Here is a 26,244-nt window from a genome sequence, read left to right on the forward strand (position 1 = left end):
GCGTCGTGACTTCACCCAACTAATTTCATAATTTTTTTGCCAGGAGACGCGACAAATCCCCCCGGATTTTTTACTTACCAATACAAAACTCTGAAAATATCCTGCCCAATAAGTCTTCGGTAGTAACTTCACCGGTAATTTCACCCAATGCCTGTTGCGCCAGGCGCAGGTTTTCCGCGACCAATTCCGGCGCTTGCGCCGACGTTAGTTCTTCCCGCGCCTGGTCAATCCAGTCTCTGACCCGTTGCAACGCTTCCAGGTGGCGGCGGCGGGCGGCTAGGGTGTCTTCCGCTTCGGCTTCAAATCCCATGCTGGCTTTCAGATGCTCGCGCAAATTACTCACTCCCGCGCCGGTTTTGGCCGATAACCGGATGACTGTTTCTCCTTCTCTTTCTTCCATACCAGGTGCTTGCCGAATCAAGTCAATCTTGTTTTTAATCCGGGTAATAGGGATTCCCGGAGGCAACGGCACACCTGCTTCTCCCTGACCACTGACCGTTGCATCTTCCACCAGCAAAATCCTGTCCGCCTTTTGCATTGCTTCTAGCGCCCGACGCATGCCTTCCTGCTCGATCACATCCCCGCCCTGGCGAATACCCGCGGTATCAATCACGCGCAAGGGCATGCCGTCAAGCTGGATGGTTTCGTGGAGCAAATCCCTTGTGGTCCCGGGCAGATGGGTGACGATAGCCGCATCACGCTGTGCCAGACGGTTCAATAAGCTGGATTTGCCGGCATTGGGCTTGCCGGCAATCACCACAGTCATGCCTTCTTGCAATAAATGGCCTTGACGAGCACTCAGCTGTATCGCCTGCAATTGCTCTAAGAGATTTACCAATCGTGGAATAACATCACCCTCGGCGATAAAATCAATGTCTTCATCACTAAAATCAATGGCAGCTTCCACTTGGACCCGCAGCAAAGTTAGCTCTTCAACCAATGCCTTGATCCGGCGGGAAAATTCGCCTTCCAAAGAGCGCCCAGCGGCGTGGACCGCCTGCTGTGAGGTACTTTCGATGAGGGCGGCGATGGCTTCCGCCTGGGCCAAATCCAGTTTGCCGTTCAAAAACGCCCGGCGGCTGAACTCGCCCGGCTGGGCGGGACGGGCACCCAGTTGAAATACCCGTTTGAGCAGCATCTCCACCACCACGGGACTGCCGTGACAATGAAGCTCCAGGACATCTTCGCCGGTAAAAGAGGCGGGGGCGGGGAAATAGAGCGCTAGACCTTGATCGATTGGCATGCCGGACTCATCAAGGAAGGCCACAAAATGGGCCTGACGCGGCTGTAATTGCCGGTGAGTCAGCGACTTGGCTAAGGAAACGAGATCCGGGCCGGAAATACGAACCATTGCCACCGCCCCCCGCCCCGGTGGGGTGGCGGGGGCGGCAATGATGTCTTGGCCAGGAATCAAGCGGGTTTGCTGCTCGCTTCGATTTTGCGGTTGATATACCACTGTTGAACAATAGACAGGGTATTATTCACCACCCAATAGAGCACCAATCCGGCGGGGAAAAAGGCGAAAAAGACAGTGAAAATCAAAGGGAACATCTTCATCACCTGAGCCTGGACGGGATCAGCCGGCGGTGGACTCAGTTTTTGCTGAATCCACATGGTCAGGCCCATGAGCATGGGCAGAATGAAATAAGGATCGCGCGAAGTCAAATCATCCAACCACAGGACGAAAGGCACCTGCCGCAATTCGACACTTTCCACCAGTACCCAGTAGAGGGAAATAAACACGGGGATTTGTATCAGGATCGGCAGACATCCGCCCAAGGGATTGACCTTTTCTTGCCGGTAAAGCTGCATCAGGGCTTGATTGAATTTTTGCTTGTCGTCCCCGAAGCGCTCCTTCAGCGCCTGCATTTTTGGCTGCAGCTTGCGCATGTTGGCCATGGAACGGTAACTGGCGGCCGACAAGGGATAAAACAGCGCCTTGATGACCACCGTGGTGGCAATAATCGCCCACCCCCAGTTGCCGAAATATTTATGGAATTGTTCCAGCAGCCAGAAGATAGGTTTGGCGATGAACGTGAAAATGCCGAAGTCCACGGTCAGTTCCAGGCCTGGCGCTACCTTTTCCAACACCCGTTGCAGCTTGGGACCGATATAATAACGAACATTCAGGCTGGTGGATTCACCTGGCGCCAATGTGGTTGCGGGGGCGTAGGAACCAACGATGTAAGTCTGTTCCGGCAGAGGTTTGGTATAGAAGTGATTGAGTTGATTTTCCGGGGGCAGCCAGGCGGCGATGAAATAGTGTTGAATCATGGCGCACCAGCCACCTTCCGCCTCCCAGGTCAAGGGTAGATCTTCAATATCGTTGAAAGAAAACTTTTCATAAGGCTCGTCTGCCGTGCGGCAAGCCACGCCGGTGAAAGTTCGGATAAAGGTATTGCCCTTTCTTTTAGCAGGGCGCTTGCGCTTCAATTGGCCGTATTGATGGGCTTTCCAGACAGCGGAAGTACCGTTGTCCACGTGATATTGAATTCCCACCTCGTAACTGCCGGGCTTGAAAATGAAAGTCTTGGTGATCTTCAAGCCTTCGCCATTGGTCCAAATCAAGGGAATGCGCAGTTCAGATTGGCCAGGCTGCAATACAAACTCCCCGGGATTGCCTTGCCAGGGAACCGTATGCTTGGGCGCTATCTTTTCGTCGCCGAGAAATCCGGTTTGGGTCACAAACAAACCCACCGGATCATCGGTCAATAGCCTGACTGGCTGATCTGGATGTTTCTTGGAAACAGGATATTTCAGCAAATCGACAACCTTGATATCCCCGCCTAATAAATCAATTTCCGCCCGCACCACATCGGTACGCACCACAATCCGTCCCGGGCTCGCCCGGGTTGGCACAGCAGCTGTTGCCTGCGGAGCAGTACCTTCTTCCGTGGCCGCCGTGGCAGCCACTTCCGGGGTGCCATCAGGGGCTGGAGGTGCTCCTACCGGTTGGGCACCAGCAGTTTGTTGTTGCAAGGCAGGGGGCCTGGGGCCGTAGTCTTGTTGCCACGCGCTCCATAGCATATAGCCTAAAAAGACAAAAAGGATGAACAGTAAGAATCTAAGATTATCCATGTTGTTTTTTTCCAAGTTTCTCCGGGACAGGGTCCAGTCCGCCAGGATGCCAGGGATGACACCGCAAAAGCCGGCGGATAGCGAGCCAACTGCCAGTCAAGGCGCCATATTGTTCAATGGCGGAGAGTGCATAATGGGAACAAGTAGGATGAAAACGGCATTGATTGCCCAACCACGGGCTGAGAAAAAACCGGTAACCGTGAATCACCGTCTTCAAGACGACGGATAGGCCGCTATTAATCGCTGCCAATGCTTTGCTAATGATTCCCATAATTCTTTATTATCGGCTTTCGCTGCTGCCGGTTTTGCCATTGCCACGATATCCACGGCCGGTAATTGGTACTGATGCAAGCGGAAACTTTCCCGAATTAGCCGCTTCAGGCGATTACGCGCCACTGCGTGTTTGATTTTCTTTTTTGAGAGTGCCAGCCCTAACCGCGCATAATCCTTATCGTTAGGCCGCATCAGAATGGTAAAATAGGCATCGCTCGAAGCCTGAGCCTGGCTGAAAACATAGTCATATTCCGCCGCCCGCAGTAACCTCCGGCTTTTTGGAAAGGTGAAACGTTCGCCTGCCAAAAAATGGATTAGAGCGCCAACCGGGCCCGCCCTTTGGCTCTGCGCGAAGCAATCACTTTACGCCCACCTTTGGTGCGCATCCGGGCGCGGAATCCGTGGGTGCGTACACGCTTGATTTTGCTGGGTTGATAGGTTCTTTTCATCGTTTCCGGCCTTCAGTTAATTATTTGATAAATATAGAAAAAAGACAAAGAATAATACGCACAGTCGGGGTAAATGTCAATGCTGCCCGCCGCAGCCAAATCCGGTATAGTATTCTCCCCACTGCGGAAAAGGCTGGAAATCATGGCAAATATCAACCTGCCATGTTGCCCGAAATACGACGAATTCTAACCCTGTTAGGCCAACATCCCATGAGCGACCTCTGGAACCATTGCATCCAAAAACTCGAAAATGAAATCCCGCCGCAGCAATTCAACACTTGGATTCGCCCTTTGCAGGCGGTGGAAAACGGCGGAGAATTGAAGTTGCTGGCGCCCAACCGTTTTGTTCTGGATTGGGTCAAAGATCATTTTTTCGACCAAATCAACGCTGCCTTGCCGAAAAATAATGGCCATCACACCCGGGTCACCTTGGAAATCGGCGCCCGCGAGGATAACACCCCCGCCCCGAGTCGCCCGACTTTCGGCGCCAAAAAAGCGAAACCTGAGAAACAGCCGGTTAGCCACAACCTCAACTCTGCTTTCACCTTCGCTACTTTCGTGGAAGGCAAATCCAATCAATTCGCCAAGGCCGCCGCCATGCAGGTGGCGGAAAATGTCGGCAACGCCTACAACCCGCTCTTTATTTATGGCGGTGTGGGTTTAGGCAAGACCCACTTGATGCACGCCATTGGCAATATGATTCTGCAACAAAATCCCAATGCCAGCGTGGTTTATCTCCACTCCGAGCGGTTTGTGTCGGATATGGTTAGCGCCCTGCAGCACAATGCCATCAACGCCTTTAAGGAATATTACCGGTCCCTGGATGCATTATTGATTGACGATATTCAATTTTTCGCCGGCAAGGAACGTTCCCAGGAAGAATTTTTCCATACCTTCAACACCCTGCTGGAAAACAAACGCCAGGTCGTCCTCACCTGCGACCGTTATCCGAAGGAAATCGATGGTTTGGAGGAACGCCTCAAATCCCGCTTTGGTTGGGGCTTGCCGGTGGCCATCGAGCCTCCTGACCTGGAAACAAGAGTCGCTATTTTGCTGGCAAAGGCCCAAAATTGGGGCGTGACCCTGCCCCCGGATGTGGCTTTTTTCATCGGTAAAAGGATCCGCTCCAACATCCGCGAGTTGGAAGGCGCGCTGAGGCGGGTGATTGCCCGGGCGCAATTCACGGGCGACCCGATCACCCTGGAATTCACCAAAGACGCCCTGCGGGATTTGATCGCGGTTCAGGACAAGCTCGTCAGTGTGGATAACATTCAGAAAACCGTGGCGGAATATTACAAAATCCGCGTGGCGGATTTGTTATCCAACCGGCGCACCCGCTCTATTACCCGTCCCCGGCAAATTGCCATGGCCTTGGCGAAAGAACTGACCAATCACAGCTTGCCCGAAATAGGCGAATTCTTTAGCGGACGGGATCATACTACGGTACTCCATGCCTGTCGCAAGGTGGCGGAGCTGAAAGAAACCGATAGTAAAATCGCTGAAGATTACGCCACCTTGCTCCATATGCTAACTAACTAAAAATCACAACCCAATGCAGTTTTCCATTGCCCGAGAAAATCTATTAGAAGCTTTGCAAAAGGTGGTGGGCGTTATTGAAAGACGCCAGACCCTACCTATTTTGTCCAACGTCTTGCTCCGCGTGAAAGACGGAAGACTGACCTTGATTGGCACCGATCTGGAAATCGAGCTTATCGCCACAACCGAAATATCCGGACAAAATGGCGAGACGACTGTGGCAGCCCGCAAATTGCTCGATATCTGCCGGTTGCTTCCTACTGGTACGGTAATCCACAGCGAATTGAAGGAAGAAAAATCCCTGGAAATCAAAGCTGGACGCAGCCGCTTTTCCCTGGTCACGCTGCCCAGCGATAACTTTCCGGAATTCTCGCTTGGCGAAGTGACTGCCGAAGTGCAATTGAGCGGCGAAGCGCTAAAAAAACTGCTGGCCAAAACCCTCTATGCCATGGCCCAACAAGATGTACGTTATTACCTCAATGGCCTGCTTTTGGAGATGGAAGGGCAGGCAATCCGGGCGGTGGCATCTGACGGCCACCGGCTGGCCTGGTGCGAGCAAAACCTGGCGGAACCTGTGGCAACCATTGCTCAACCCATACTCCCCCGCAAAGGAGTACAGGAATTGTTTCGCCTGCTGGATGGCGAGGAAACCATTTCAATCCAGCTCAGTTCAAACAATATACGGGTTGAATTGCCTGCAGTGATATTTTTCTGCAAATTAATTGATGGCCGCTACCCCGACTACCGGCGGGTTTTCCCTCAAGACATCCACCGGATTTTGATATGCAACCGGCAAGAATTAAAAGACGCTGTCAGCCGGGTTTCCATTCTTTCCAACGAACAATTCAAAGGGATTCGTCTGGAGGCAGGGTCTAATATATTGAAGCTCAGCGCCCACAACCCGGATCAGGAAGAAGCCGAAGAAGAATTGGAAGTCAATTTCCAGGGCGAGCCATTTCATGCCGGCTACAACGCCAGCTACCTGGGTGACGCTCTGGCCCATATTGATTCAGAAGAAGTACGCCTGTCCTTTGCCGATCAGACTTTTAGCTGTTTGATTGAAGATCCCGAAGACCCCAGCGTCCGCTTTATCGTCATGCCCATGCGGCTGTGATGCCCTATGGACAAATAGGGTGGTTTGACTGTCAAACTACTCTTGGTTGTATATAAAGCTCTGAATAATTCATCCCTGAATTCTCAGAGCGCAAAACAATCCCTTGCAGCGACTGATTTTGGCAACACTTCCCTGTGTCGCAGGAAACTCAGAATAAATCATAATTTCCTTAATCCATTAATCCGCTTGCCGCCGCAAAAAAGCGGGGATATCCAGATAGTCCAGGTCTTCCGCTTGCCCGCCGGAAGCAGGCACCCGCACTTCCCGGGTCCGCTCGGGGGGTTGCTTGCGAATCACAGTGGGCCGATCCAGCTTGTCGTAATCCACTTCGCCACTGGTGTTCTTTTCCACCAGTTTGACTGGGGGTTCCACAGCAGTTGACTTGGCGCCAGCCAGTCCCGTCGCTACCACGGTCACCCGCACCTCGTCCTGCAAATCCGGGTCAATCACGGTACCCACCACAACCACGGCATCCTCGGAAGCGTATTCCTTAACCGTGTTACCAACCACGTCGAACTCGCCAATAGAGAGATCCAGGCCACCAGTAATGTTGACCAGCACGCCCCGCGCGCCTTGCAAGTTAACATCTTCCAGCAAAGGACTGGAGATAGCCCGCCGGGCGGCTTCCTTCGCCCGGCCTTCACCGCTGGCGGCGCCGGTGCCCATCATCGCCATGCCCATTTCCGACATCACCGTACGAACGTCAGCGAAATCCACGTTAATCAAGCCCGGCCGGGTAATCAGTTCGGCAATGCCCTGCACCGCCCCAAGCAACACGTCATTGGCGGAAGCAAAGGCTTGTAGCAGGCTGGACTCTTCACCCAACACTTGCAGCAGTTTTTCGTTGGGAATGGTGATTAAGGAATCCACATATTGACCCAGTTCTTCGATTCCCTTTTCGGCAATGGCCAAACGTTTGCCGCCTTCAAACGGGAACGGTTTGGTCACCACCGCCACGGTTAGCACGCCCAAATCCTTGGCGATTTCGGCAAATACCGGCGCGGCTCCGGTCCCGGTACCGCCCCCCATGCCGGCCGTCAAGAAAACCATATCGGCGCCGTGAATCATCTCCTGAATCCGGTCCCGGTCGTCCATCGCCGCTTGCTTGCCCACTTCTGGGTTGGCGCCGGCGCCAAGTCCCTTGGTCAATTCACTGCCAATCTGCAACACCGTCTTGGCTGACGATTTACGCAAGGCTTGAGCATCGGTATTGGCGCAAATAAAATCCACCCCATCGATGCTGCTGCTCACCATATGATCCACAGCGTTGCTGCCCCCGCCGCCAATGCCAATCACTTTAATGACCGCGTTCTGGCTATAGTCGTCTACAATTTCAAATGTCATCTTTCTCTCCTCGTCTGATTAATAAAATATAGACCCTATTCAAGTTCTACCCCTAAAAATTACCCCGGAACCAACTACACATCCGTTGCCAAATCGCTGATAGCGTGGAACTCCCGCCCGCCAGCTTTTGCAGCGATGATTGATTTTCATAACCAAACAGCAGCAACCCCACCCCTGTCGAATAAGCGGGATTGCGAATCACATCGGTCAAGCCGGTGACATGGCGTGGCATGCCTATCCGCACTGGCATATGAAAAATTTCTTCCGCCAACTCCACCAGCCCTGTCACTTTGGAACTGCCACCCGTCAGCACAATGCCGCCGGCAATCAGATCTTCAAAGCCGCTGCGGCGCAGCTCCGACTGCACCAGCAGCATCAATTCCTCACAGCGTGGTTCGACAATCTCGGCCAAATGATGGCGGGAAATCCGCCGAGGCGGCCGGTCGCCAATGCTGGGGACTTCAATCATATCGTCGATGTCCGCCAACTGGGTCAGGGCGCTGGCGTATTCAATTTTGATTCTTTCCGCGTGATGGGTGGGTGTTCTGAGCGCCACCGCAATATCATTGGTAATCTGATCTCCGGCGATGGGAATCACGGCGGTGTGACGGATGGCGCCATCGGTGAATACCGCGATATCGGTGGTTCCCCCGCCGATATCCACCAGACACACCCCAAGATTTTTCTCATCCTCGCTCAATACCGCATAACACGAAGCTAGCTGCTCGAGAATAATGTCCTCCACTTCCAGGCCGCAGCGGCGAATGCACTTGACAAGATTCTGGGCGGCGCTAACCGCGCCGCTGATGATATGTACCTTGGCTTCCAGGCGGATACCGGCCATGCCCACCGGCTCTTTAATGCCGTTTTGGCTGTCGATAATGTATTCCTGGGGAAGAATGTGGAGAATCTTCTGATCAGCGGGGATAGCCACCGCCCGGGCGGAGTCAATGACCCGGTCCACATCCGCCTGCCCGACCTCCTTGTCCTTGATGGCGACAATCCCGTGGGAATTCAGGCTGCGTATATGACTGCCAGCGATGCCCACATAAACGGAATGGATCTGGTAGCCAGCCATGAGCTCGGCCTCTTCCACGGCCCGTTGGATAGCTTGCACCGTGGCTTCCAGGTTAACCACCACCCCTTTCTTCAACCCCGTGGAGGGATGCACGCCGATACCGACGATTTCGATTTCGTTTTCTTCCGTATTGATTTCGCCAACAATGGCGGCCACCTTGGAAGTGCCGATATCCAATCCCACAATAAAATTTCTTTCTTTACGTTTTGCCATACTGTTACCGTGAATCTTTGCGGCCGGATACCTTCCAGAGCACGGAAAAACCATGATCGTAGCGGGCATCCAACCGCCGCACTTTTTTTAGCCGCTTCTCGCCCAATTGTTTCAGGGATGTCGCCACCGTTTGAAAAGCCGTCAATGGATTTTTTCTCCCCAACACCATCTCCATGCCACCATTTAAAGTCACCCGCCAACTGCGGCGCGGATCCACTTCCAAACGCAAGACTTGCAATCCCAATGGTTTCAGAGCGGCAACCATTTGCTCATAGGCCTCAAACAGCCTTGTTTGATAACCATCGGGGCCAACTAATACAGGCAGCCTGTCATATTCCTTCAACTCTGGCGGAATGAAGCTGTCTCCCCGGTGATTCATCAAAGCTTCTTTCCCCCAACGCAGATATGGCGTTTGTTCCCAGACCCGCAGCACCAAGGTGTCGGGCCACTGCCTTTCCACCCGGACGCGATCAACCCAAGGCAGGGCTTGTACCGCCTGGGTGACAACCGCCAAATCCACGTTCCAATAATTGGCAAGCAAAGGCGCCAGCACCTTGCGGATTTGCGGAAGGCGCAAATGGTGCAGTTCCCCTTCAATCCGCACATAGCGAATAGGCATGGTCTGCATGGCGCTCCAGGCCAACCAGACCAGGGAAGCCGTGCCCGCCATCCAGGCAGTGAGACGAACGGGGTCAACTCTCATTAAAGCTGGTCTCCAAAATCCGCCATACCAATTCCTCCATCTCCATACCCGCTGCTTTTGCCGCCATGGGTACCAGACTGTGACCGGTCATGCCGGGTACCGTGTTCACTTCAATCAACCAAGGCTGGCCGCTGGTATCAAGAAACAAATCCACCCTCCCCCAACCCCTGACACTGAGTACGTCACAAGCCTTTTTTGCCAGCGTTTGCAACGCTTCCTCGCGAAAGGAGGGCAACCCGCAAGGACATAGATAGCGGGTGCTATCGGCCTCGTATTTGGCCTCGTAGTCATAGAACACCCTTGGGGTTTCCAGTTTGATCAAGGGCAACATGGCTTCCTGCACCATTCCAACCGTGTATTCTTCCCCCTCAATCCAGCGCTCGGCGAAAACCAGGCAACCAAATTCCCTGGCCTGCTTCCAGGCCTGTTTTAAGGATTCGAAATCGTCCGCTTTGCTCATTCCCAGGCTGGAACCTTCCAGGGCTGGTTTGACAATGACAGGCAATCCCAGCTGATCGACGCATTGCGCCAAATCTGCTTCGTTGGAAAGAATGCGCCATTCAGGCGTCGGCAGGCCTGCGCCCCGCCAGCACAATTTGCTGCTTAACTTGTCCATGCTCAATGCCGATCCCAGAACGCCGCTGCCGGTATAGGGCAAATCGATGGCTTCCAAGGCTCCTTGCAGAACGCCATCCTCACCCCCGCGCCCGTGAAGACAATTGAAAACCCGGTCAAAATCCTGATCGAGCAAGGGAGGCAGAGGATACTTGCCCACTTCCACCGCCACCGCATTCACCCCCTGGCGCTTTAAAGCCGTCAGCACCGCCTGGCCGCTTTGCAGCGATATTTCCCGCTCGGCGCTGGCGCCTCCCATCAGTACCGCCACTTTGCCAAATGCTTTGGGATCGGTGATTCTAGCTGTCACTGGTGCTCTCCAGGTTCCCCAATAATTTGGATTTCCAGTTCCAATTCAATGCCGTGCTGACGTTTTACTGCCTCCCGAATCATTGCTATCAAGGCTTCCACATCCCTGGCGCTGGCGCTGCCCGTGTTGATAATAAAGTTGGCATGCAACTCAGAAATCTTGGCGCCTCCCACTTGTTTTCCTTTAAGGCCACAGGACTCAATCAATCGGGCGGCATAATCTCCAGGCGGATTTTTGAAGACGGACCCGCCATTGGGAAAGCGGGTGGGCTGGGTTTGGTTGCGCCGCGCCAAGAGTTCACGGATACGGCGCTGACCTTCCTGAATATCGCCCGGATGGGGCTTGAGCCAAACCCCCAGAAACCATTCATTGGCCGGCCCGTTGACGCTGCGGTAACTAATTTCATACTCGGAGGGTTTACGGCGGTAGAGTTCGCCATAACGGTCGACGGTTTCAACTGCTTTCACCCAGTTCCAGGTTTCACTGCCGAAAGCCCCAGCGTTCATTGCCAAGGCGCCTCCCATGGTGCCGGGAATCCCTGCCAGAAATTCCATTCCCGTCAACCCGTGAATGCTGCAGAACCGGGCCACATGGGCACAGGGCACGCCGGCTTCAGCATAAACCAGACCATTTTCCAAGGCCATGTTGGAAAGCCGGTTGACGGTGCAAATTACGGTGCCGCTCACGCCGCCATCGCGCACCAAAATGTTACTGCCCAATCCCAGCCAAAGCAGCGGTTCCTCCGCCGGCAGGGTATGCAAGAAACGGATAAGATCCTCTTTATCCTCCGGCCGGAAAAAGCGTTTCGCAGGCCCACCTATTCGCCAACTGGTGTAACGGCTCAAAGGTTCGTCAAAAAGCAGTTCTCCCCGAATTGTGTTTAATGCCGTTTTATTGGTATTCATCATGGTTCTATCTCTTTGAGCATGTCCGGCAACTGGCCGGAAAGCTGACCGATACTGCCTGCCCCCATGGTCAATAGCACATCGCCCGGCTGTAATATCCCCTTCAGAACATCTGGTATATCTTCCGGAAAACCCGCCAGACTGGGGGATTGGCCTCGTCCTCTCAAGGCCCGGGCCAAAGCCAGGGAATCGGCGCCTTCAATAGATTGTTCACCTGCGGGATAGACATCGAGCAGCACCAATTCATCAGCGGTTTCCAAGACACTCACAAAATCATCGAACAGATCCCGGGTGCGGCTGAATCGATGAGGCTGAAACACCAACAACAAACGCCGCCCAGGCCAAGAGCGGCGAACCGCGGCGAGGGTCACTTCGATTTCCTTGGGATGATGGCCATAATCGTCCACCCATATGACTTCCCCGTCTCGCCACGCCAAGGTCTCCACTTGAAAGCGGCGGCCAATGCCTGCAAATCCTGACAATGCACGGCGGATTGCGCTGGGATGGACCTCCAGTTCAAGCGCAATGGTCACCGCTGCCAAGGCATTCAACAGGTTATGGTGACCGGGAAGATTGAGTTCCAGCGCCAGGGGCTGAACCAAATCGGCTGTTTCGACGATAAACTGGGTCCGCAATCCTTTGGGTTTGATTTGACTGGCGCGAACATCGGCTTCTGGATGGGTGCCATAGGTTTTTACCGGCTTATTGATCTCCGGCAAAATCGCTTCCCCCCCCGGATCATCGCGGCACACCACCGCCAAGCCGTAAAAAGGCAAATGATGCAGAAATTCAATAAAGGTTTCTTGCAAGCGTCGGTAGTCTCCACCATAGGTGGCCATGTGATCCTGGTCCACGTTGGTCACCACGGCCATCATGGGTTGCAAGTGAAGAAATGAGGCATCGCTTTCATCCGCTTCCGCCACTAAATAGGGGCTTTCCCCAAGCGCCGCATGACTGCCAATACTATTGAGACGCCCGCCAATGACAAAGGTGGGATCCAATCCGGCTTCGCCCAAAATGCTCGCCACCAGGCTGGTGGTGGTGGTTTTGCCGTGGGTTCCCGCCACCGCAATGCCAAAACGGAAACGCATCAGTTCCGCCAGCATTTCCGCCCGGGAAATGACTGGAATACGCTGCTGCCTGGCCGCTTGCCATTCCGGATTGTCTTGGGTCACCGCGCTCGACACCACCACCACATCGGCGCCATCCACATAATGCGGGGCATGGCCGATAAAAATCTGCGCCCCCAGACTTCTTAACCGCTGCAGGGTAACGCTTTCCCGGATATCAGAACCGGAAACCCGATAACCCAGGTTGAGAAGCACTTCGGCAATGCCACTCATTCCCGCCCCGCCGATGCCGACAAAGTGAATCCGGCGGATTCTCGCCATCCGCCGCCGGACAGGTTCGCTGCCTGCCCGCAGGCTGTCCCTGCCTGTGATTTCTTGATCTTTAAATTTAGGTACCATGGCTGGCTTCCTCCAGACATATTCTTGCCACGGTTTCCGTGGCATCCAAACGCGCCATCTGCCGCGCGGCCTGGGCCATCGATAGCAGTTTTTCAGGCTGTTGAATCAATTCTTGCATTTCCCGGCGTAACCTAAGCGGGGACAGTTCTGACTGCGGGAGCAACCTGGCGGCCCCTCGCCACGCCAGGTACTCAGCATTGCGGGATTGATGATTGTCGATGGCATAGGGATAAGGGACTAGAATGGCGCCGAGACCCGCGGCCGCCAATTCACTGATAGTCATTGCCCCCGACCGGCAAATGACCAGGTCCGCCCACTCATAGGCTTTTGCCATATCGTCAATAAACGCCTCTACCCGCGCTTTCAGGCCCGCTTGCCGGTATTTTTCAGCCACTTCCAATTGCATCTTTTCCCCTGATTGATGCCATACCTCGATTTGACCTTCATACCCTGCCAAAGCTTGCGGCACTGTTTCATTCAGAATCTTGGCGCCTTGGCTTCCACCAAGAACCAGGAGGTGTAACGGTTGATGAATCTGCCGCGCTTGCTTGCTTAGTTTTTGGATTTCGGAACGCAAGGGATTGCCGGTCCAACAGGGTTTGTACTGATCGGCAAAGGTTTCCGGGAAAGCTTCCAATATCCGCTTGGCACCCCGGGCCAACCAACGATTGGTGGTACCCGGTACCTGGTTCTGTTCGTGAATCACCAAAGGAATCTTCAACCAGCGAGCCATGATGCCGCCGGGCCCGGCCACAAAGCCTCCCAATCCCAATACCACATCGGGGTTTTGCTGTTGAAGGTGCTTTTTCGCTTGCCATAAAGCCCGGCCTAACATCCAGGGCGCGATTAATGCGGCCTGCCATCCTTTGCCCCGCAGTCCGCTGACCGTCAGCCAGTGCATTTTGAAGCCAGCGGCGGGCACCACTTTCGCTTCCATCCCTTTATGGGTGCCCATCCAACTGACCTCATGGCCCTGTTCCCGAAGCCAGTTGGCGACCGCCAAGGCTGGAAACACATGCCCTCCGGTTCCCCCAGCTAAAATCATGATCTTGCGCGCCATGCTTTTCTCTTAGGTTGTGATGCCTGCCGGTCACGGGCTTCCGCATAGACCCGCAATACAGCACCCAAAGCCATGCAATCCACCACTAAACTGCCGCCGCCGTAACTCATCAACGGCAGCGTTAAACCCTTCGTGGGAAGCACGCCAAGGTTGACCCCCATATTGATAATGGCCTGCAAACCCAGCCACAGGCCAACGCCATAAACCAACAGGGCACCAAAGGTAAGACCGGCGGAATCCGCCAGTTTGGCCACCACAAAAATCCGCCACAGCAAAACGCCATAGGCGGTAATCACCAGAGTGACCCCTATCCAGCCCAGTTCCTCGCCAATCACCGCCAGCAGGAAATCCGTATGTCCTTCCGGCAAATAAAACATTTTTTGCACGCTGTTGCCCAAGCCCGCGCCAAACCAGCCGCCCCGGGCAAAAGCAATCAAGGCCTGAAACAACTGGTAAGCCGAATCTTGCGCATGTTCCCAAGGGTGTAAAAATCCTACAATACGCTCCAGGCGGTAGGATTTGAACATCACCAAACCCACCCCGGCCCCTATCAGCGCGGTTAACAATCCAAGCAAGGGCAGCAAAGGCGCGCCTGCCAGAAAAATCATCCCTACCGCGGTGGCCATCAAAATCACAGTGGCCCCAAAATCCGGCTCCAGCAACAACAGCGCTGCCCCTATTCCCAACAAAGCCAAAGGTTTCAAGGCGCCAATTGCCGTCGTTCTCAATGCCTGTCCATGACGAACCCCGTATCCGGCCATATAAACAATGGCCATCCACTTGTACAATTCAGAAACTTGAATCCGGATACCACCCACATGCAACCAACGGGTGCTGCCATTCACAGAGACGCCAAGATGAGGGATCAACACCGCCACCAACAACAGAAACCCGATCAATAACAATAGCGGGCCAGCTTTAAGCCAAAGTTCCGAAGGAACGCTCATCACTGCGCCCCCCGCCATCAACCCGAGCAATATATGGATCAGTTGGCGCTTGGCGTAATAAAAACCATCGGAATGCAAGTGCAAGGAAGCCGACGTCATCATGACATAGCCAAACACCAATAATAAAAGTACTGCCGATAGCAACAGGGCATCCAGCGCGTAACGCTTTCCTACCGGTATTTCCCAAGCAGGTACTGCCATCACGCAAAGGACCTCACTAGTTCGATAAACCGGTTGCCGCGGTCCTCGTAGTTGTTAAATTGATCCTGGCTGGCGCAGGCGGGGGATAATAAAACGGTATCTCCCGGCGTTGCCTTTTGCCGGGCAATCGTCACCGCCTCATCCAAGTCTTCGACCAGAATGGTCTCCGTGGCGTCAGCCAATGTCTCCTGCAACTTTCCTTTATCGTGGCCAAATAATATGGCTATCTTCACCTTGTTTTTTGCCACCGGGGACAGGGGGGTAAAATCCGCACCCTTCCCTTCACCACCGGCCAATAAAATAACCGGTCCAGGCAGCCCCGTGATAGCGGCAACCGTCGCTCCCACGTTGGTACCTTTGGAATCGTTAATCCAGACCACGCCCCCGCTTTCCGCCACTTTTTGCATCCGGTGGGGCAGACCCTGGAATTGGCGCAAGGCCTTCAGCCTTGCCGGCATGGGAATGCCGGCAGCTTCTCCCAATGCTAACGCCGCCAAGGCGTTGGCAAGATTATGGCGGCCTTGCAAGGCAACTTCCGACCCAGGAATGAGTTTTTGCTCGTGAAAGGTCAGCCAGGTTTCCCCTTCATACACCTGCAAACCAAAATCCACAAAACCGGACTCAACTCCGAAATTTAGTACCTGGTGACATCCTGACTTTTTGGCCAGATTTTGTACCCGAGAATCATCGCCATTGGCGACACAAATTTTACTCAGCTCAAATAAACGCCCCTTGACCGCGGCATAGTCTGCCAGACTTTCATAACGATCCAGGTGATCGGGACTGATATTCAAAATCGCGCCCACTTGCGGACGCAGTTTGCGGGTGCGTTCCAATTGAAAACTGGACAGCTCCACCACGTACAAACCACAATCTTCCGCCACCATATCCAAAACCGGCGTTCCCAAGTTCCCTCCCGCCTTGGCCTTGATGCCAGCCTGGGTCGCCATTTCCGTAACCAGGGTAGTGACTGTACTCTTGCCGTTGGAGCCAGTCACAGCAATGACGGGAGCTGTGACTGCCTGGGCAAACAGATCGATATCGCTTATCAAACCCGCGCCCCGTTCCAAGGCAGCGCGAACGTCGGGTTGATCCAAACCGATACCCGGGCTTACCAGCAAATGGGTCGCCCAGGCCAACATATCCGAACGCAACCCCCCAGTGAAAACAGGAACCCCTGCCAGTGACTTGGCTTCCTCGAGCCCAGGCGGCGCATCGCGGGTATCCACCGCCAAACATTCAATGCCAGCCCGGTGCAGAAAACGTAAGGCCGACAGACCGGTTTTTCCCAAACCAACCACTGCTACTTTATCGCCCGTACCTAACATCACTCCCCTGCTTTGACTCTGAACTTGCAATACCGCTGCCATGGGTTTCACCTCAGCTTCAAGGTCGCCAGACCGATTAACACGAGGATGACGGTAATAATCCAAAACCGTATGATTACCCGGGGTTCCGGCCACCCCTTGAGCTCGAAGTGATGATGAAGCGGCGCCATGCGGAAGATCCGTTTGCCCGTGAGTTTGAATGAAGCTACTTGCAGGATGACCGAAACGGTTTCCATCACAAACACCCCCCCCATAATCATTAATACAATTTCCTGGCGCACCAGCACTGCCAATGTTCCCAGTGCCCCTCCCAACGCCAACGCACCGATATCCCCCATAAACACCTGAGCGGGATAAGCGTTGAACCACAAGAATCCGAGACCCGCGCCCACCAGGGCACCGCAAAAAACCACCAGCTCCCCCACACCGGGGATATAAGGCACCGCCAGATAGGAAGCGAAATTGATATTGCCGGAAACATAGGCGAACACCCCCAGAGCGCCACCCACCAGCACGGTGGGCAGAATCGCCAAACCATCCAGCCCGTCGGTGAGGTTGACAGCGTTACTGGTCCCCACAATGACAAGACAAGTCAAAGGGATGTAGCCCCAGCCAAAATTCAGCACGATCTCCTTGAAAAAAGGAACGATATATAAGGTTTCCTCCGGCACATGAGCATTGCGGTAGAGGAACCACCCAGTCCCCAACGCCACCAGCAATTGCCAGAACAACTTCTGTTTGGCGCTGATGCCGCGGGGATTTTTCAGCACCAGTTTTTTATAGTCATCCACAAAACCAATCACACCATAGGCCAAGGTGATAATTAACACCACCCAAACAAAGCGGTTGTGCAAGTCTGACCACAATAAAGTCGCCGCGGCGATCGCCACAAGAATGAGCAACCCGCCCATGGTGGGCGTGCCCGCCTTGCTGAAGTGGCTTTCAGGACCGTCGTCACGAATGGGTTGTCCCAGGTTATAACGGCTCAGGCGGCGGATCATTGCCGGCCCCACAAGAAAAGCAATCAGCAGCGCGGTCAACACCCCCAGAATCGCCCGCAGGGTCAAATACTGGAAGACCCGGAAAGGGCCGTAAATCTCCGCCAAATGTTGCGTTAACCAATAGAGCATGCGATTACGCCTTGAGGGCCTCCACTGTCCGTTCAAGATGCTGGCTGCGCGAGCCTTTAATTAATATCCGGGCCTTAGGATGCAGTTGGGCGGCAACGGTTTCCGCCAGCGCCTCTTGACAATCAAAATACTGCCCCCCGCCGCCAAAAGCCTTCACCGCCGCCTGACACGGCTCACCCACTGCGAATAAACGCCTGATTCCCCGCGCTTTGGCCGCGCCGCCTGCTTTGGCGTGCCAAGTTTCAGAATCCGGTCCCAATTCCCCAAACGCCCCCAGGATCACCCAGGGCTCGCCCGACAACGCCGACAAGGCTTCCAACCCGGCTTCAAAAGAGGCGGGATTCGCATTATAGGAATCGTCCAGCAGCCAGCTCTCCCGTTTTCCTTTCAGGGGATGCAAGCGGCCAGGGAATGGAGTTATCTCCGCCAACCCGGTCCGGATTTGATCGTCCTCAATACCGGCGGCTTTGGCTACCGCAATGACGGCCAAGGCATTACTAACGTTATGCTGTCCAGCAAGGGGTAATTCTAAACCTAACCGCTCTCCCATAATTTCAGCAACAAACCGGTTGTGAAACCGCCCTTGGGAAAACTCCAGCGGCGCTACGGACAATGCCCGAACCTGGGCCGGTTTGTCCCTGCCGAAACTCACTACCCCGCGAGAACCGGCAAGCTCTTTCCAATAGGGAAAATAGTGGTCATCGGCGTTGAGAACGGCGATGCCTGAATTGGGCAACGACGAAATCAGCTCACCCTTGGCCTTCGCCACCCCCTCGATAGACCCGAATCCTTCCAGATGGGCGGGACCAGCATTGGTGATCAACGCGATATCCGGCTTGGCCAAGCCAGCGCAATAGGCAATTTCCCCAGCATGATTGGCGCCCATTTCGATCACCGCGAAACGATGCCGGGGAGACAAACGCAGCAGCGTCAAAGGCACGCCGATGTCATTATTGAAATTGCCGGCGGTTTTGAGCACTGAAGGCTCGCCGCCGAGTACGGAAAAAAGCATCTCCTTGACGGTGGTCTTGCCGTTGCTGCCAGTCACGCCAATCAAAGTGCCGGAAAAATGATGCTCGCGCCACCACTTGGCCAGCCGCCCCAAACCCAGGCGGGTATCGGCCACTTGCAGTTGGGGCAAATGACCTGGAACTGGCTTGCTCACCAGTGCCGCGGCGGCGCCTTGGGCTTGGGCCTGGGCGAGATAGTCATGACCGTCAAAACGCGGGCCCTGCAAGGCGATGAACAATTTGCCCGGCATTGGCTGGCGGGTATCGGTGGCCACGCCGTCAAACTCGGCGTCTGTCCCCAGCATTTTCCCTTGTAATGGCTTGGCGATATGACTCAAACGCATGCCGCTTCTCCACGAATCAATTGCCGCACCACAACTTGATCGCTGAATGCCAAGCGCTGGCCGTTGACTTCCTGATAATCTTCATGCCCCTTGCCGGCCACGAGAATGACATCCTTTGGCGTTGCTTGGGTTATGGCTTGGGAAATAGCTTGTGCCCGGTCACGAATGACTAAAGGTTTGGAAACCATGCCAGTGAGAATATCGGCTATGATTTGGTCTTCGCTCTCTCCCCTGGGATTGTCATCGGTCACTATCACTTGATCGGCATAACGCTCGGCGACTTGCCCCATTTCCGGGCGCTTGCCACGATCCCGCTCGCCCCCGCAACCAAACACCAACCACAAATTTCCCTGGCAATGCCGTCTCAAACTTTTCAGGGCCGTTCCCAAAGCTGCTGGTGTGTGGGCATAATCCACTACCACAAGCGGGGCGTCCCCTCCCCCAAAACATTCCATGCGGCCAGGCACTGGCTGGATCTTTTGCACACGCCGGGCGCCTTCCGTCAGTGAAATACCTTGAGCCCTCAGCAAGGTTAAAACCGCCAGAAGGTTGGCCAGATTGAATTCTCCCAATAAAGGTGCCGATACCAGTGCCTGCTCGGATTCAAAGGTGGCGAGAAATCGGATGTGGGTAGGCAAAAAGTCAATTTCTGTTGCCCGCACCACAGGAAATTCCGCCGATTTCCCCGCCACGCTGAACCCCCACAAATCCACCCCTATTGGTGTTTTTTGCGGGAAGGTGGAAAATGCCGGGTCATCCACATTGATGACTGCCACCGACAGACCAGGCACTGCCAGCATTTTTTGTTTGGCGGCCAGGTAATCCTCCAATGTCCCATGGTAATCCAGATGATCACGGCTGAGGTTAGTCCAAATAGCTTGATCCACCTTTACGCCGTTGACCCGTCCTTGCGACAAAGCGTGGGATGAAACCTCCATGGCCACGGCATTGACGCCATTTTCCTTGAAAAACGCCAAGCGGCGCTGGAGTTCAAGCGCCGGTGGCGTGGTATGTTGGCTCGGTTGCAACTGATCTGGCCGCCCCCATCCCAAAGTCCCCATCACGGCGCAATCTTCCAATGCTTGCGCCAGATAAAAACTGCAGGAAGTCTTGCCATTGGTGCCGGTTATACCGATGATTTCCAACGATTCAGAGGGGTTGCCATAGAAACGACTGGCGATTTCTCCCAGTTTTTCCCGCAACCTCGGGACAGGAATGCATGGAATCGATGCGCCTTTTGGAATATCGCCCCCTTCTGGTTCATAGATGATGACCGAAGCCCCTTTCGCTTGCGCTTCCAAAGCAAAACTCAAACCGTGCCTTTTCGCCCCCGCCAAGGCAAAAAACGCCATCCCTGGCTGAATCCGGCCACTATCCTCGGTCAGGCCTGTAATGGGCACACTCTCGGCTACAGAGACAAAATCTTTCAACAACCGATTCAAGGGTACCGCTGCGCCCATCAACCCATCTCCCCATCGCCGCGACGGACTAAAATGGTATCTTCAGCCGCAGGACGATCGGGCGCTATCCCCATCAGCCTCAGTGCGGCGCCCATGATGCGGGCAAAAGCGGGCGCTGCCACTTCTCCGCCGTAATAACGTTTACCTTGGGGTTCGTCAATGATGACAGCCAGCACCAGGCGCGGCGCGCTGGCGGGCGCCATTCCCACAAATAACGATAGATACCGGTCCTTGGCATATCCGCCGGGGATCGCCTTTCTAACCGTGCCGGTTTTTCCCGCTACCCGGTATCCAGGAATTTGAGCCCGCCTGGCGGTGCCCGCTTCGCTGACGACACCCTCGAGCATGGTTCGAACCAGGTTTGCTATGGTGGCGGGCATCACCGCCGACACCTTGTCATCAACCACCCGTGGAGTCAGGCTGACGCTGTGTAAACGCCCCCTATCGGCAAACACGGTATATGCCCGGGCCAATTGAAGCGCCGAAACCGACAGCCCATAGCCAAATGCCAGGGTCGCTTGTTCAAACTGCCCCCACCCCCGATAATCAGTCAAGACACCCTTGGCTTCTCCGGGGAAATCCACGCCCGCCATGCGGCCGAAGCCAAAGCCTTGCAAACAAGAAGAAAAGCCCTTGGGGGTCAACCGTAGCGTCACTTTGGTAATCCCCACATTGCTGGATTTATGCAGAATCCCGGCCAGATCCAACGGCCCTTCGTTTTTATGATCCCGCACCCAGTGCCGTCCCACTCTAATATGTCCCGGGCTGGTATCTACCCTAAAACCGGGCCGCACTACCCCAGCCTTCAACGCACAGGCGATGGCAATGGGCTTCATGGTGGAACCCGGTTCAAACACGTCCACAATGGCGCGATTGCGGAAACGCGCGGGACGCAAGGACCCCCGGGCATTGGGATTAAACTCTGGCTGATTGGCCAGCGCCAATACTTCGCCGGTGCGGGCATCCAGCATCACTACCGAGCCTCCCTTGGCGTGATGAGATTTCACCGTTTGCTTCAGCACTCGATAGACCCAGTATTGAAGCCGGGCATCCAAGCTGAGGTGGATGTCTTTTCCCGGACGGGGAGGGCGTATCAGATCAATATCTTCAATAGCACGGGCGCGGCGGTCCCGTAATACTCTTTTAAGACCCGGAATTCCCTGCAACTGGGGATCAAACCACTTTTCCAGTCCTTCCTGCCCCCGCTGATCGATATCGGTAAACCCGAGCAGATGAGCAGTCACTTCCCCCGCAGGGTAATAGCGGCGAAACTCACTTTGCAAAAACACGCCTTTAATATCCAGCGCATCAATTTTCTCTGCAACGGAAGGCGCCAGTTGGCGTTTTAAATAGAGAAAGCCCCGGTTACGGTGGCGCTGGATATTTTTTTCCAATTTTTTTGAAGACTGGCCAAGATACTTCGCCAATTGCCTGATTTGCCCGGGACTGGCTTGAAACTCCCTGGGATTCACGCAAACCGCATGGACCGGAGCGCTGATAGCCAAAGGTGTCCCGTTGCGATCCAGCAACATACCGCGGTGCGCGGGAATTTTTACTTCCCTGACCTGCTGCCGCTTTCCCTTTTCCTGATAGAAATCCCCCGCCAGGACTTGCAGATAAAAAGCCCGTACTGACAGCCCAACAAATGACAGGACTATACAGCTGATTACTGCAAAACGGCGCCAGGGAGATACCGCGGGTGTGGGAGAAGCTATTTCATTCATGGCCTTTCACCGGCACATTGAGATAAGTAATTTCATCGGCACTGGGCATTTTCATTTTCAAACGGGAACGGGCCAAAGCCTCCACCCGGCTATGGTCGGTCAGGGCGTGTTCTTCAATCAACAACTGTTCCCACTCCACATCCAGATGTTCGATTTGTTTCTGCAAGCGTTGAATGTGATTGAACAGCAACCGATTGGTATATTTGCTATGCACCATCGCCACCGACGACCCCATCAACGCCAAAAGCAGCCCGCCAATCACGCCCAACCGCTTTAACATAACCTTTCAGCAATTCGCAAAATCGCGCTTCGGGCCCTGGGATTCGCCGCCACTTCTGTTTTATCGGGTCGCTTCTTGCCCAACAACTTCAACCGCAATGCTGTTTCGGAGTCGGGAACCGGCAGTCCTTTTGGAAGCGGCCGGCCACGAGATTCCAAACGGAAAAATTGTTTAACAATCCGGTCTTCCAGCGAATGAAACGAAATTACCGCCAGCCTGCCGCCAGGAGCCAGCACTTCCACCGCTTGCGCCAAGCCTTTTTCCAATGATTCCAGTTCCCGATTAATAAAAATACGAATCGCCTGAAAGGTACGGGTAGCCGGATGCTTGAATTTGTCCTTTCTCGGCACCGCCCGTTCAATTAACTCCGCCAGCTGCCGGGTACTGGTCAATGGTGTCTTTTTTCTTTGCTCCACGATAGCCCTGGCAATTCGCCGGGAATAGCGCTCCTCTCCATAGCGATAAATCACATCTGCAAGCTCTTTTTCCCCAACAGTTATCAGCCAATCTGCCGCGCTCGCACCTACATTAGGGTTCATGCGCATATCGAGAGGCCCCTCTTGAAGAAAAGAAAACCCCCGCTGCGGATCATCCAACTGGGGCGAAGAAACCCCCAAGTCCATCAAAATGCCTTGTACTTTTCCCACCCAACCGCATTGAGAGACTATTTCTTTCAATTGCGAGAAATCGCTTTGTTCCAAAATAAAACGCGGATCCGAAGATAATGCGATTGCCTGTGGCGACCCCACCGCTTGGGGATCCTTGTCCAGCGCCAACAAGCGGCCCTCCGTCCCTAGGCGCTGCAATATAGCGCGGCTATGACCGCCGCGGCCAAAGGTGCAATCAATGTAATGTCCTGCCTCTTGAATTGCCAAACCTGTCAGCGCTTCCTCCAGCAAAACAGGCTGATGTACCATAGCGTCCATTGTCTATTTCAATAAATCAAAAAGGCGCAGAATTTAGCGCTTGATGCACAGTTTCACTCGATGCTTTCAACCCGCCCCCCTCAAGGCAAACGTTGCGGTAAGCACTCCATGCTCCCGGTTCCCATATCTCGAACTTCCTTCCTACCCCCACGATGACAACTTCCTTTTCCAGATTGGCAAATTTCCGCAGCTCCGGGTTAATCAACAACCGTCCCTGTGGATCCATTTGGCCATCAAAAGCATGCCCGAGGAATATACGATGCAACTCCCGGGTTTCCCGATCAAAGGGGGGTAATCCCAGCAAAAAGGCATTGAATTCTTCCCAATGAGGCTTTGCAAACAACAACAGGCAACGCTGGTCATTATTACCCGTTGTCACCACACGGCCGCCACATACCTCGAGCAGCTTTTCTCGGTAACAACTGGGAATTGCAATGCGTCCTTTGCTGTCTAAATTAAGCGAATGAATCCCCGAAAACAAAAATCACTCCCCAACCCACACTCTTACCACAACCACTCAACTCCAAACCACCCTTAAGGCAACTATAAGGGAGCAAATCTGAGCAAGTCAAGCCTTATTTAAGTTTTCTAAGTATTTGCTTTTGAACGACAAATTATTGCTCAAAAGCAACATACGCCCAATTCTCTAATGAACTAAAAAGCTCATTAAAAACAATAAGTTAAATAATACAAGGTGGGAGGGAGTTGAAAAATCTCAGAGGAATCTGAGATTTGTAGGATATTTCGACAATCTGTTAAAACCAACTAAAATCCGCAAAACTAACGGACAAAAAAATTACACCAAGCAAGCGAAATCCAGGAAAGGGTAACCGCAAAGCGCCCTCAAAGACCAAATGCCCCTAACATAAAAGCTTATTACCGAGAATCACCATCTCCTGCGGAATTCTGCCCAGAGCGATACATCACCACGACCATATAAAATGCCACAAAATCGTACAGGCCATGAACCAACATGGGCACCAGCAAGTTTCGCTCACCGGCCGCATCCAGCATCCAGCCCAAATACATGCCGGTAAGCATCGCCAATACGGTATATAGAACCGTCACTGAATGGGCAAGGCCAAACAAAATATTGCTTACCAATAGTGCTGGCCACCACCCCCATAACGTCTCCATCCAAGGCTGCAAGACGCCTCTGAACAAAACCTCTTCACAAAACCCCGCCAGAAAAGCAACATAAATCAATTCATACCACCGGCATGCACTCAAATAAGGGCCAAGGGTTTCTATCAGCATGCGCTTGATATGTTCCAGCTGAGGCACTTGCAAGCGGTACGAAAACGCAAAAAAAAGAAGCAAGGGGATGGTTCCTAACAACCCCATCGCAACGGCATTGGAACTAAAGTGCAGCGTTTCCAGCGGATCAATGTCAACCAGCCATCCCAACCCATAGGCCAGGATCACCAACCCACCCTCGAAAACGGTGGCGAGCTGTAAAAACTGCTTTCTGTCTAACACTTTTGTCATCAATACACACTAAGCCCTGCACACATTACAATTCTTACCCTGTATTCAGTGGAATCTAGAAATATCAAATGGATGAGATTTCAGACCCTAAACCACTTCTCCCCGCCAATTTACCTCCGGATTTGCGGGCGAAGTACTCTCAATGGGTCACCCACACTTCTTTTACTTGCAAAAGGCGCTTGATTCTCTCTGCATTGCGATCCGCGTCGTTTTGATTGGAGAATGGCCCCATTCTCAGTCGATACCAATGTTTATCTTTCACGGCAACCTCCTGCAATTTGGCATTGACACCTTTTTGTCGATAGGCTGCCAATAGTTTTTCAGCAGCATCCCTGCTAGTCAAAGACGCTAGATTAATATACCAAGGACCCACCGACGCAGGTTTTTCTATGAGCGGCTTTTTGGCAAGCTGAACCTTTTCCCCAACCGGGACAGTACGCTGTCCTGGTAAATTTTTAAGCCTGGTCACCCGCTTCTCAAGCGCCACCAAACGATTACCGTAGGCAGAAACTTGCTCCTTCAACTCGTCTATTATCTTTTGATCCATTTTATTAGCATTGGCGGCACCAGATATTCCTGAGTTAGAAACTTGAGACTCCAGCCCTTGAATACGCCCCTGTAGCTGCTCAACTTCCATACTCAATGCAGCAAAATCAGCCGGTTGAGTGGCCACTGGTTGTTGCCCACTTAGCGTCCTCAATTGCTTTGCCAACTGTTCAATCTCGTGGTTTTGCCGATAGACCAAAATAGTTAAGACCCCGACCAACAAAACAGCCACTCCTCCCATGAGAAGCGAGGCTAACACTAAATTTCTTTCTTTCTCTATCCAATCCTTGAGTATTGAAGTCTGTGTTTTCTGTTTTTTGGGAGGCGATGAGCGCTGGTATTCCTCGGCTTTTTCTTTATCCACCGCCAAAGCCAGGAACTCATCCTCCATATCTTCAGACAAAGTTTCCCAACGCTCTCCCCGGCGAATTCCCGCCGGCGGAATCAGCTCTTTTTCCCCTTTGCGCTTACGCACAGCCTCTTTGAGTTGATCGGCAAAATCTTCACGACTGCTTTTACTCCCCGTATTGTCACTCATATTCTTGACCCATCCATTTGTACTCTTACAATCTACTTACAATATCCATAAAGAAGATGATCAAACTTTACACATTACAATAATCTTTTATTTTCACCAAGGATAGAATTTTGTATCGAGAAAAAGGCCCCACCATTAGCAAAACCACTATTTACCGGTTACAAGCAGATAAAAA

At 53.4% G+C, this 26,244-nt stretch carries 24 protein-coding genes and 1 pseudogene; 2 read left to right on the forward strand and 23 right to left on the reverse strand.

Going from position 1 to position 26,244, the window contains the following annotated elements:
• Positions 1-70: 70 nt before the first annotated feature.
• The 5 genes from AXA67_02595 to AXA67_02615 are packed head-to-tail and all read right to left on the reverse strand — an operon-like array spanning position 71 to position 3,800.
• Complete coding sequence (locus AXA67_02595; GenBank protein ID KXJ42029.1) at positions 71-1,414, reverse strand: hypothetical protein; 1,344 nt, start codon at positions 1,412-1,414, stop codon at positions 71-73.
• Positions 1,411-3,078: a membrane protein insertase YidC gene (locus AXA67_02600; GenBank protein KXJ42030.1), complete on the reverse strand. Its 1,668-nt coding sequence runs from the start codon at positions 3,076-3,078 to the stop codon at positions 1,411-1,413. Before AXA67_02600 ends, AXA67_02595 begins: the two co-directional genes overlap by 4 nt.
• Complete coding sequence (locus AXA67_02605; GenBank protein KXJ42031.1) at positions 3,071-3,295, reverse strand: membrane protein insertion efficiency factor YidD; 225 nt, start codon at positions 3,293-3,295, stop codon at positions 3,071-3,073. Before AXA67_02605 ends, AXA67_02600 begins: the two co-directional genes overlap by 8 nt.
• Positions 3,292-3,657 (reverse strand): hypothetical protein, encoded by a 366-nt coding sequence (locus tag AXA67_02610; protein ID KXJ42032.1) that lies wholly within the window; start codon positions 3,655-3,657, stop codon positions 3,292-3,294. Before AXA67_02610 ends, AXA67_02605 begins: the two co-directional genes overlap by 4 nt.
• Positions 3,658-3,665: 8 nt before the next feature.
• Positions 3,666-3,800, reverse strand: a complete 135-nt coding sequence (locus AXA67_02615; protein ID KXJ42033.1) for a 50S ribosomal protein L34 — start codon at positions 3,798-3,800, stop codon at positions 3,666-3,668.
• Between the two features lie 210 nt (positions 3,801-4,010).
• Between AXA67_02615 and dnaA the strand changes: the two genes are divergently transcribed.
• A complete protein-coding gene (gene dnaA / locus AXA67_02620; GenBank protein KXJ42063.1) occupies positions 4,011-5,339 on the forward strand; it encodes a chromosomal replication initiation protein DnaA in 1,329 nt (442 codons plus the stop codon).
• A 13-nt stretch (positions 5,340-5,352) separates the two neighbouring features.
• Positions 5,353-6,450 (forward strand): DNA polymerase III subunit beta, encoded by a 1,098-nt coding sequence (locus AXA67_02625; GenBank protein ID KXJ42034.1) that lies wholly within the window; start codon positions 5,353-5,355, stop codon positions 6,448-6,450.
• Between the two features lie 177 nt (positions 6,451-6,627).
• Here AXA67_02625 and AXA67_02630 read toward each other — a convergent pair whose 3' ends face one another.
• The 18 genes and pseudogenes from AXA67_02630 to AXA67_02715 form a co-directional block, all read right to left on the reverse strand.
• Positions 6,628-7,794: a cell division protein FtsZ gene (locus tag AXA67_02630; protein ID KXJ42035.1), complete on the reverse strand. Its 1,167-nt coding sequence runs from the start codon at positions 7,792-7,794 to the stop codon at positions 6,628-6,630.
• 52 nt (positions 7,795-7,846) lie between these two features.
• Positions 7,847-9,085 (reverse strand): cell division protein FtsA, encoded by a 1,239-nt coding sequence (locus tag AXA67_02635; protein KXJ42036.1) that lies wholly within the window; start codon positions 9,083-9,085, stop codon positions 7,847-7,849.
• Between the two features lie 4 nt (positions 9,086-9,089).
• Positions 9,090-9,788, reverse strand: a complete 699-nt coding sequence (locus AXA67_02640; GenBank protein KXJ42037.1) for a hypothetical protein — start codon at positions 9,786-9,788, stop codon at positions 9,090-9,092.
• Positions 9,778-10,662, reverse strand: a complete 885-nt coding sequence (locus tag AXA67_02645; protein KXJ42064.1) for a D-alanine--D-alanine ligase — start codon at positions 10,660-10,662, stop codon at positions 9,778-9,780. The genes AXA67_02640 and AXA67_02645 overlap by 11 nt, the downstream gene beginning before the upstream one ends.
• Before the next feature lie 47 nt (positions 10,663-10,709).
• Entirely contained in the window at positions 10,710-11,618 is a 909-nt protein-coding gene (locus AXA67_02650; GenBank protein ID KXJ42066.1) for a UDP-N-acetylenolpyruvoylglucosamine reductase, read from the reverse strand.
• Entirely contained in the window at positions 11,618-13,009 is a 1,392-nt protein-coding gene (gene murC, locus AXA67_02655; GenBank protein ID KXJ42065.1) for a UDP-N-acetylmuramate--alanine ligase, read from the reverse strand. Before murC ends, AXA67_02650 begins: the two co-directional genes overlap by 1 nt.
• 67 nt (positions 13,010-13,076) lie before the next feature.
• Entirely contained in the window at positions 13,077-14,147 is a 1,071-nt protein-coding gene (gene murG, locus AXA67_02660) for a UDP-N-acetylglucosamine--N-acetylmuramyl-(pentapeptide) pyrophosphoryl-undecaprenol N-acetylglucosamine transferase (protein KXJ42038.1), read from the reverse strand.
• Positions 14,129-15,295 (reverse strand): cell division protein FtsW, encoded by a 1,167-nt coding sequence (locus AXA67_02665; GenBank protein KXJ42039.1) that lies wholly within the window; start codon positions 15,293-15,295, stop codon positions 14,129-14,131. The genes murG and AXA67_02665 overlap by 19 nt, the downstream gene beginning before the upstream one ends.
• Positions 15,295-16,623 (reverse strand): hypothetical protein, encoded by a 1,329-nt coding sequence (locus tag AXA67_02670; protein KXJ42040.1) that lies wholly within the window; start codon positions 16,621-16,623, stop codon positions 15,295-15,297. Before AXA67_02670 ends, AXA67_02665 begins: the two co-directional genes overlap by 1 nt.
• A 47-nt stretch (positions 16,624-16,670) precedes the next feature.
• Positions 16,671-17,753, reverse strand: coding sequence for a phospho-N-acetylmuramoyl-pentapeptide-transferase (locus AXA67_02675; protein ID KXJ42041.1), 1,083 nt, complete (start codon positions 17,751-17,753; stop codon positions 16,671-16,673).
• Positions 17,754-17,757: 4 nt separating this feature from the next.
• Positions 17,758-19,107 carry a hypothetical protein gene (locus tag AXA67_02680; protein ID KXJ42042.1) on the reverse strand — a complete coding sequence of 450 codons (1,350 nt, stop codon included), beginning with the start codon at positions 19,105-19,107 and terminating at the stop codon, positions 17,758-17,760.
• A complete protein-coding gene (locus tag AXA67_02685) occupies positions 19,098-20,567 on the reverse strand; it encodes a hypothetical protein (GenBank protein ID KXJ42043.1) in 1,470 nt (489 codons plus the stop codon). Before AXA67_02685 ends, AXA67_02680 begins: the two co-directional genes overlap by 10 nt.
• Positions 20,567-22,291 (reverse strand): hypothetical protein, encoded by a 1,725-nt coding sequence (locus tag AXA67_02690; protein ID KXJ42044.1) that lies wholly within the window; start codon positions 22,289-22,291, stop codon positions 20,567-20,569. Before AXA67_02690 ends, AXA67_02685 begins: the two co-directional genes overlap by 1 nt.
• Positions 22,284-22,571 carry a hypothetical protein gene (locus AXA67_02695; protein KXJ42045.1) on the reverse strand — a complete coding sequence of 96 codons (288 nt, stop codon included), beginning with the start codon at positions 22,569-22,571 and terminating at the stop codon, positions 22,284-22,286. The genes AXA67_02690 and AXA67_02695 overlap by 8 nt, the downstream gene beginning before the upstream one ends.
• Positions 22,565-23,497 carry a ribosomal RNA small subunit methyltransferase H gene (locus AXA67_02700; protein KXJ42046.1) on the reverse strand — a complete coding sequence of 311 codons (933 nt, stop codon included), beginning with the start codon at positions 23,495-23,497 and terminating at the stop codon, positions 22,565-22,567. Before AXA67_02700 ends, AXA67_02695 begins: the two co-directional genes overlap by 7 nt.
• 79 nt (positions 23,498-23,576) lie before the next feature.
• Positions 23,577-23,978: pseudogene (locus tag AXA67_02705) on the reverse strand (hypothetical protein).
• A gap of 395 nt (positions 23,979-24,373) precedes the next feature.
• Positions 24,374-24,985: a hypothetical protein gene (locus AXA67_02710; protein ID KXJ42047.1), complete on the reverse strand. Its 612-nt coding sequence runs from the start codon at positions 24,983-24,985 to the stop codon at positions 24,374-24,376.
• Positions 24,986-25,124: 139 nt separating this feature from the next.
• A complete protein-coding gene (locus AXA67_02715; GenBank protein KXJ42048.1) occupies positions 25,125-26,069 on the reverse strand; it encodes a hypothetical protein in 945 nt (314 codons plus the stop codon).
• Between the last annotated feature and the right edge of the window lie 175 nt (positions 26,070-26,244).

Origin of the sequence: Methylothermaceae bacteria B42, from assembly GCA_001566965.1 — a bacterium.
Classification (GTDB): domain Bacteria; phylum Pseudomonadota; class Gammaproteobacteria; order Methylococcales; family Methylothermaceae; genus Methylohalobius.

Bases quoted from the DNA above. Each gene is read 5' to 3' on its own strand.
- AXA67_02600 (KXJ42030.1), bottom strand. From the start codon at position 3,078: ATGGATAATCTTAGATTCTTACTGTTCATCCTTTTTGTCTTTTTAGGC.
- AXA67_02615 (KXJ42033.1), bottom strand. From the start codon at position 3,800: ATGAAAAGAACCTATCAACCCAGCAAAATCAAGCGTGTACGCACCCAC.
- dnaA (KXJ42063.1), top strand. From the start codon at position 4,011: ATGAGCGACCTCTGGAACCATTGCATCCAAAAACTCGAAAATGAAATC.
- AXA67_02625 (KXJ42034.1), top strand. From the start codon at position 5,353: ATGCAGTTTTCCATTGCCCGAGAAAATCTATTAGAAGCTTTGCAAAAG.
- AXA67_02630 (KXJ42035.1), bottom strand. From the start codon at position 7,794: ATGACATTTGAAATTGTAGACGACTATAGCCAGAACGCGGTCATTAAA.
- AXA67_02635 (KXJ42036.1), bottom strand. From the start codon at position 9,085: ATGGCAAAACGTAAAGAAAGAAATTTTATTGTGGGATTGGATATCGGC.
- AXA67_02640 (KXJ42037.1), bottom strand. From the start codon at position 9,788: ATGAGAGTTGACCCCGTTCGTCTCACTGCCTGGATGGCGGGCACGGCT.
- AXA67_02645 (KXJ42064.1), bottom strand. From the start codon at position 10,662: ATGGGAGGCGCCAGCGCCGAGCGGGAAATATCGCTGCAAAGCGGCCAG.
- AXA67_02650 (KXJ42066.1), bottom strand. From the start codon at position 11,618: ATGAATACCAATAAAACGGCATTAAACACAATTCGGGGAGAACTGCTT.
- murC (KXJ42065.1), bottom strand. From the start codon at position 13,009: ATGGCGAGAATCCGCCGGATTCACTTTGTCGGCATCGGCGGGGCGGGA.
- murG (KXJ42038.1), bottom strand. From the start codon at position 14,147: ATGGCGCGCAAGATCATGATTTTAGCTGGGGGAACCGGAGGGCATGTG.
- AXA67_02665 (KXJ42039.1), bottom strand. From the start codon at position 15,295: ATGGCAGTACCTGCTTGGGAAATACCGGTAGGAAAGCGTTACGCGCTG.
- AXA67_02670 (KXJ42040.1), bottom strand. From the start codon at position 16,623: ATGTTAGGTACGGGCGATAAAGTAGCAGTGGTTGGTTTGGGAAAAACC.
- AXA67_02675 (KXJ42041.1), bottom strand. From the start codon at position 17,753: ATGCTCTATTGGTTAACGCAACATTTGGCGGAGATTTACGGCCCTTTC.
- AXA67_02680 (KXJ42042.1), bottom strand. From the start codon at position 19,107: ATGCGTTTGAGTCATATCGCCAAGCCATTACAAGGGAAAATGCTGGGG.
- AXA67_02685 (KXJ42043.1), bottom strand. From the start codon at position 20,567: ATGGGCGCAGCGGTACCCTTGAATCGGTTGTTGAAAGATTTTGTCTCT.
- AXA67_02690 (KXJ42044.1), bottom strand. From the start codon at position 22,291: ATGAATGAAATAGCTTCTCCCACACCCGCGGTATCTCCCTGGCGCCGT.
- AXA67_02695 (KXJ42045.1), bottom strand. From the start codon at position 22,571: ATGTTAAAGCGGTTGGGCGTGATTGGCGGGCTGCTTTTGGCGTTGATG.
- AXA67_02700 (KXJ42046.1), bottom strand. From the start codon at position 23,497: ATGGACGCTATGGTACATCAGCCTGTTTTGCTGGAGGAAGCGCTGACA.
- AXA67_02710 (KXJ42047.1), bottom strand. From the start codon at position 24,985: ATGACAAAAGTGTTAGACAGAAAGCAGTTTTTACAGCTCGCCACCGTT.
- AXA67_02715 (KXJ42048.1), bottom strand. From the start codon at position 26,069: ATGAGTGACAATACGGGGAGTAAAAGCAGTCGTGAAGATTTTGCCGAT.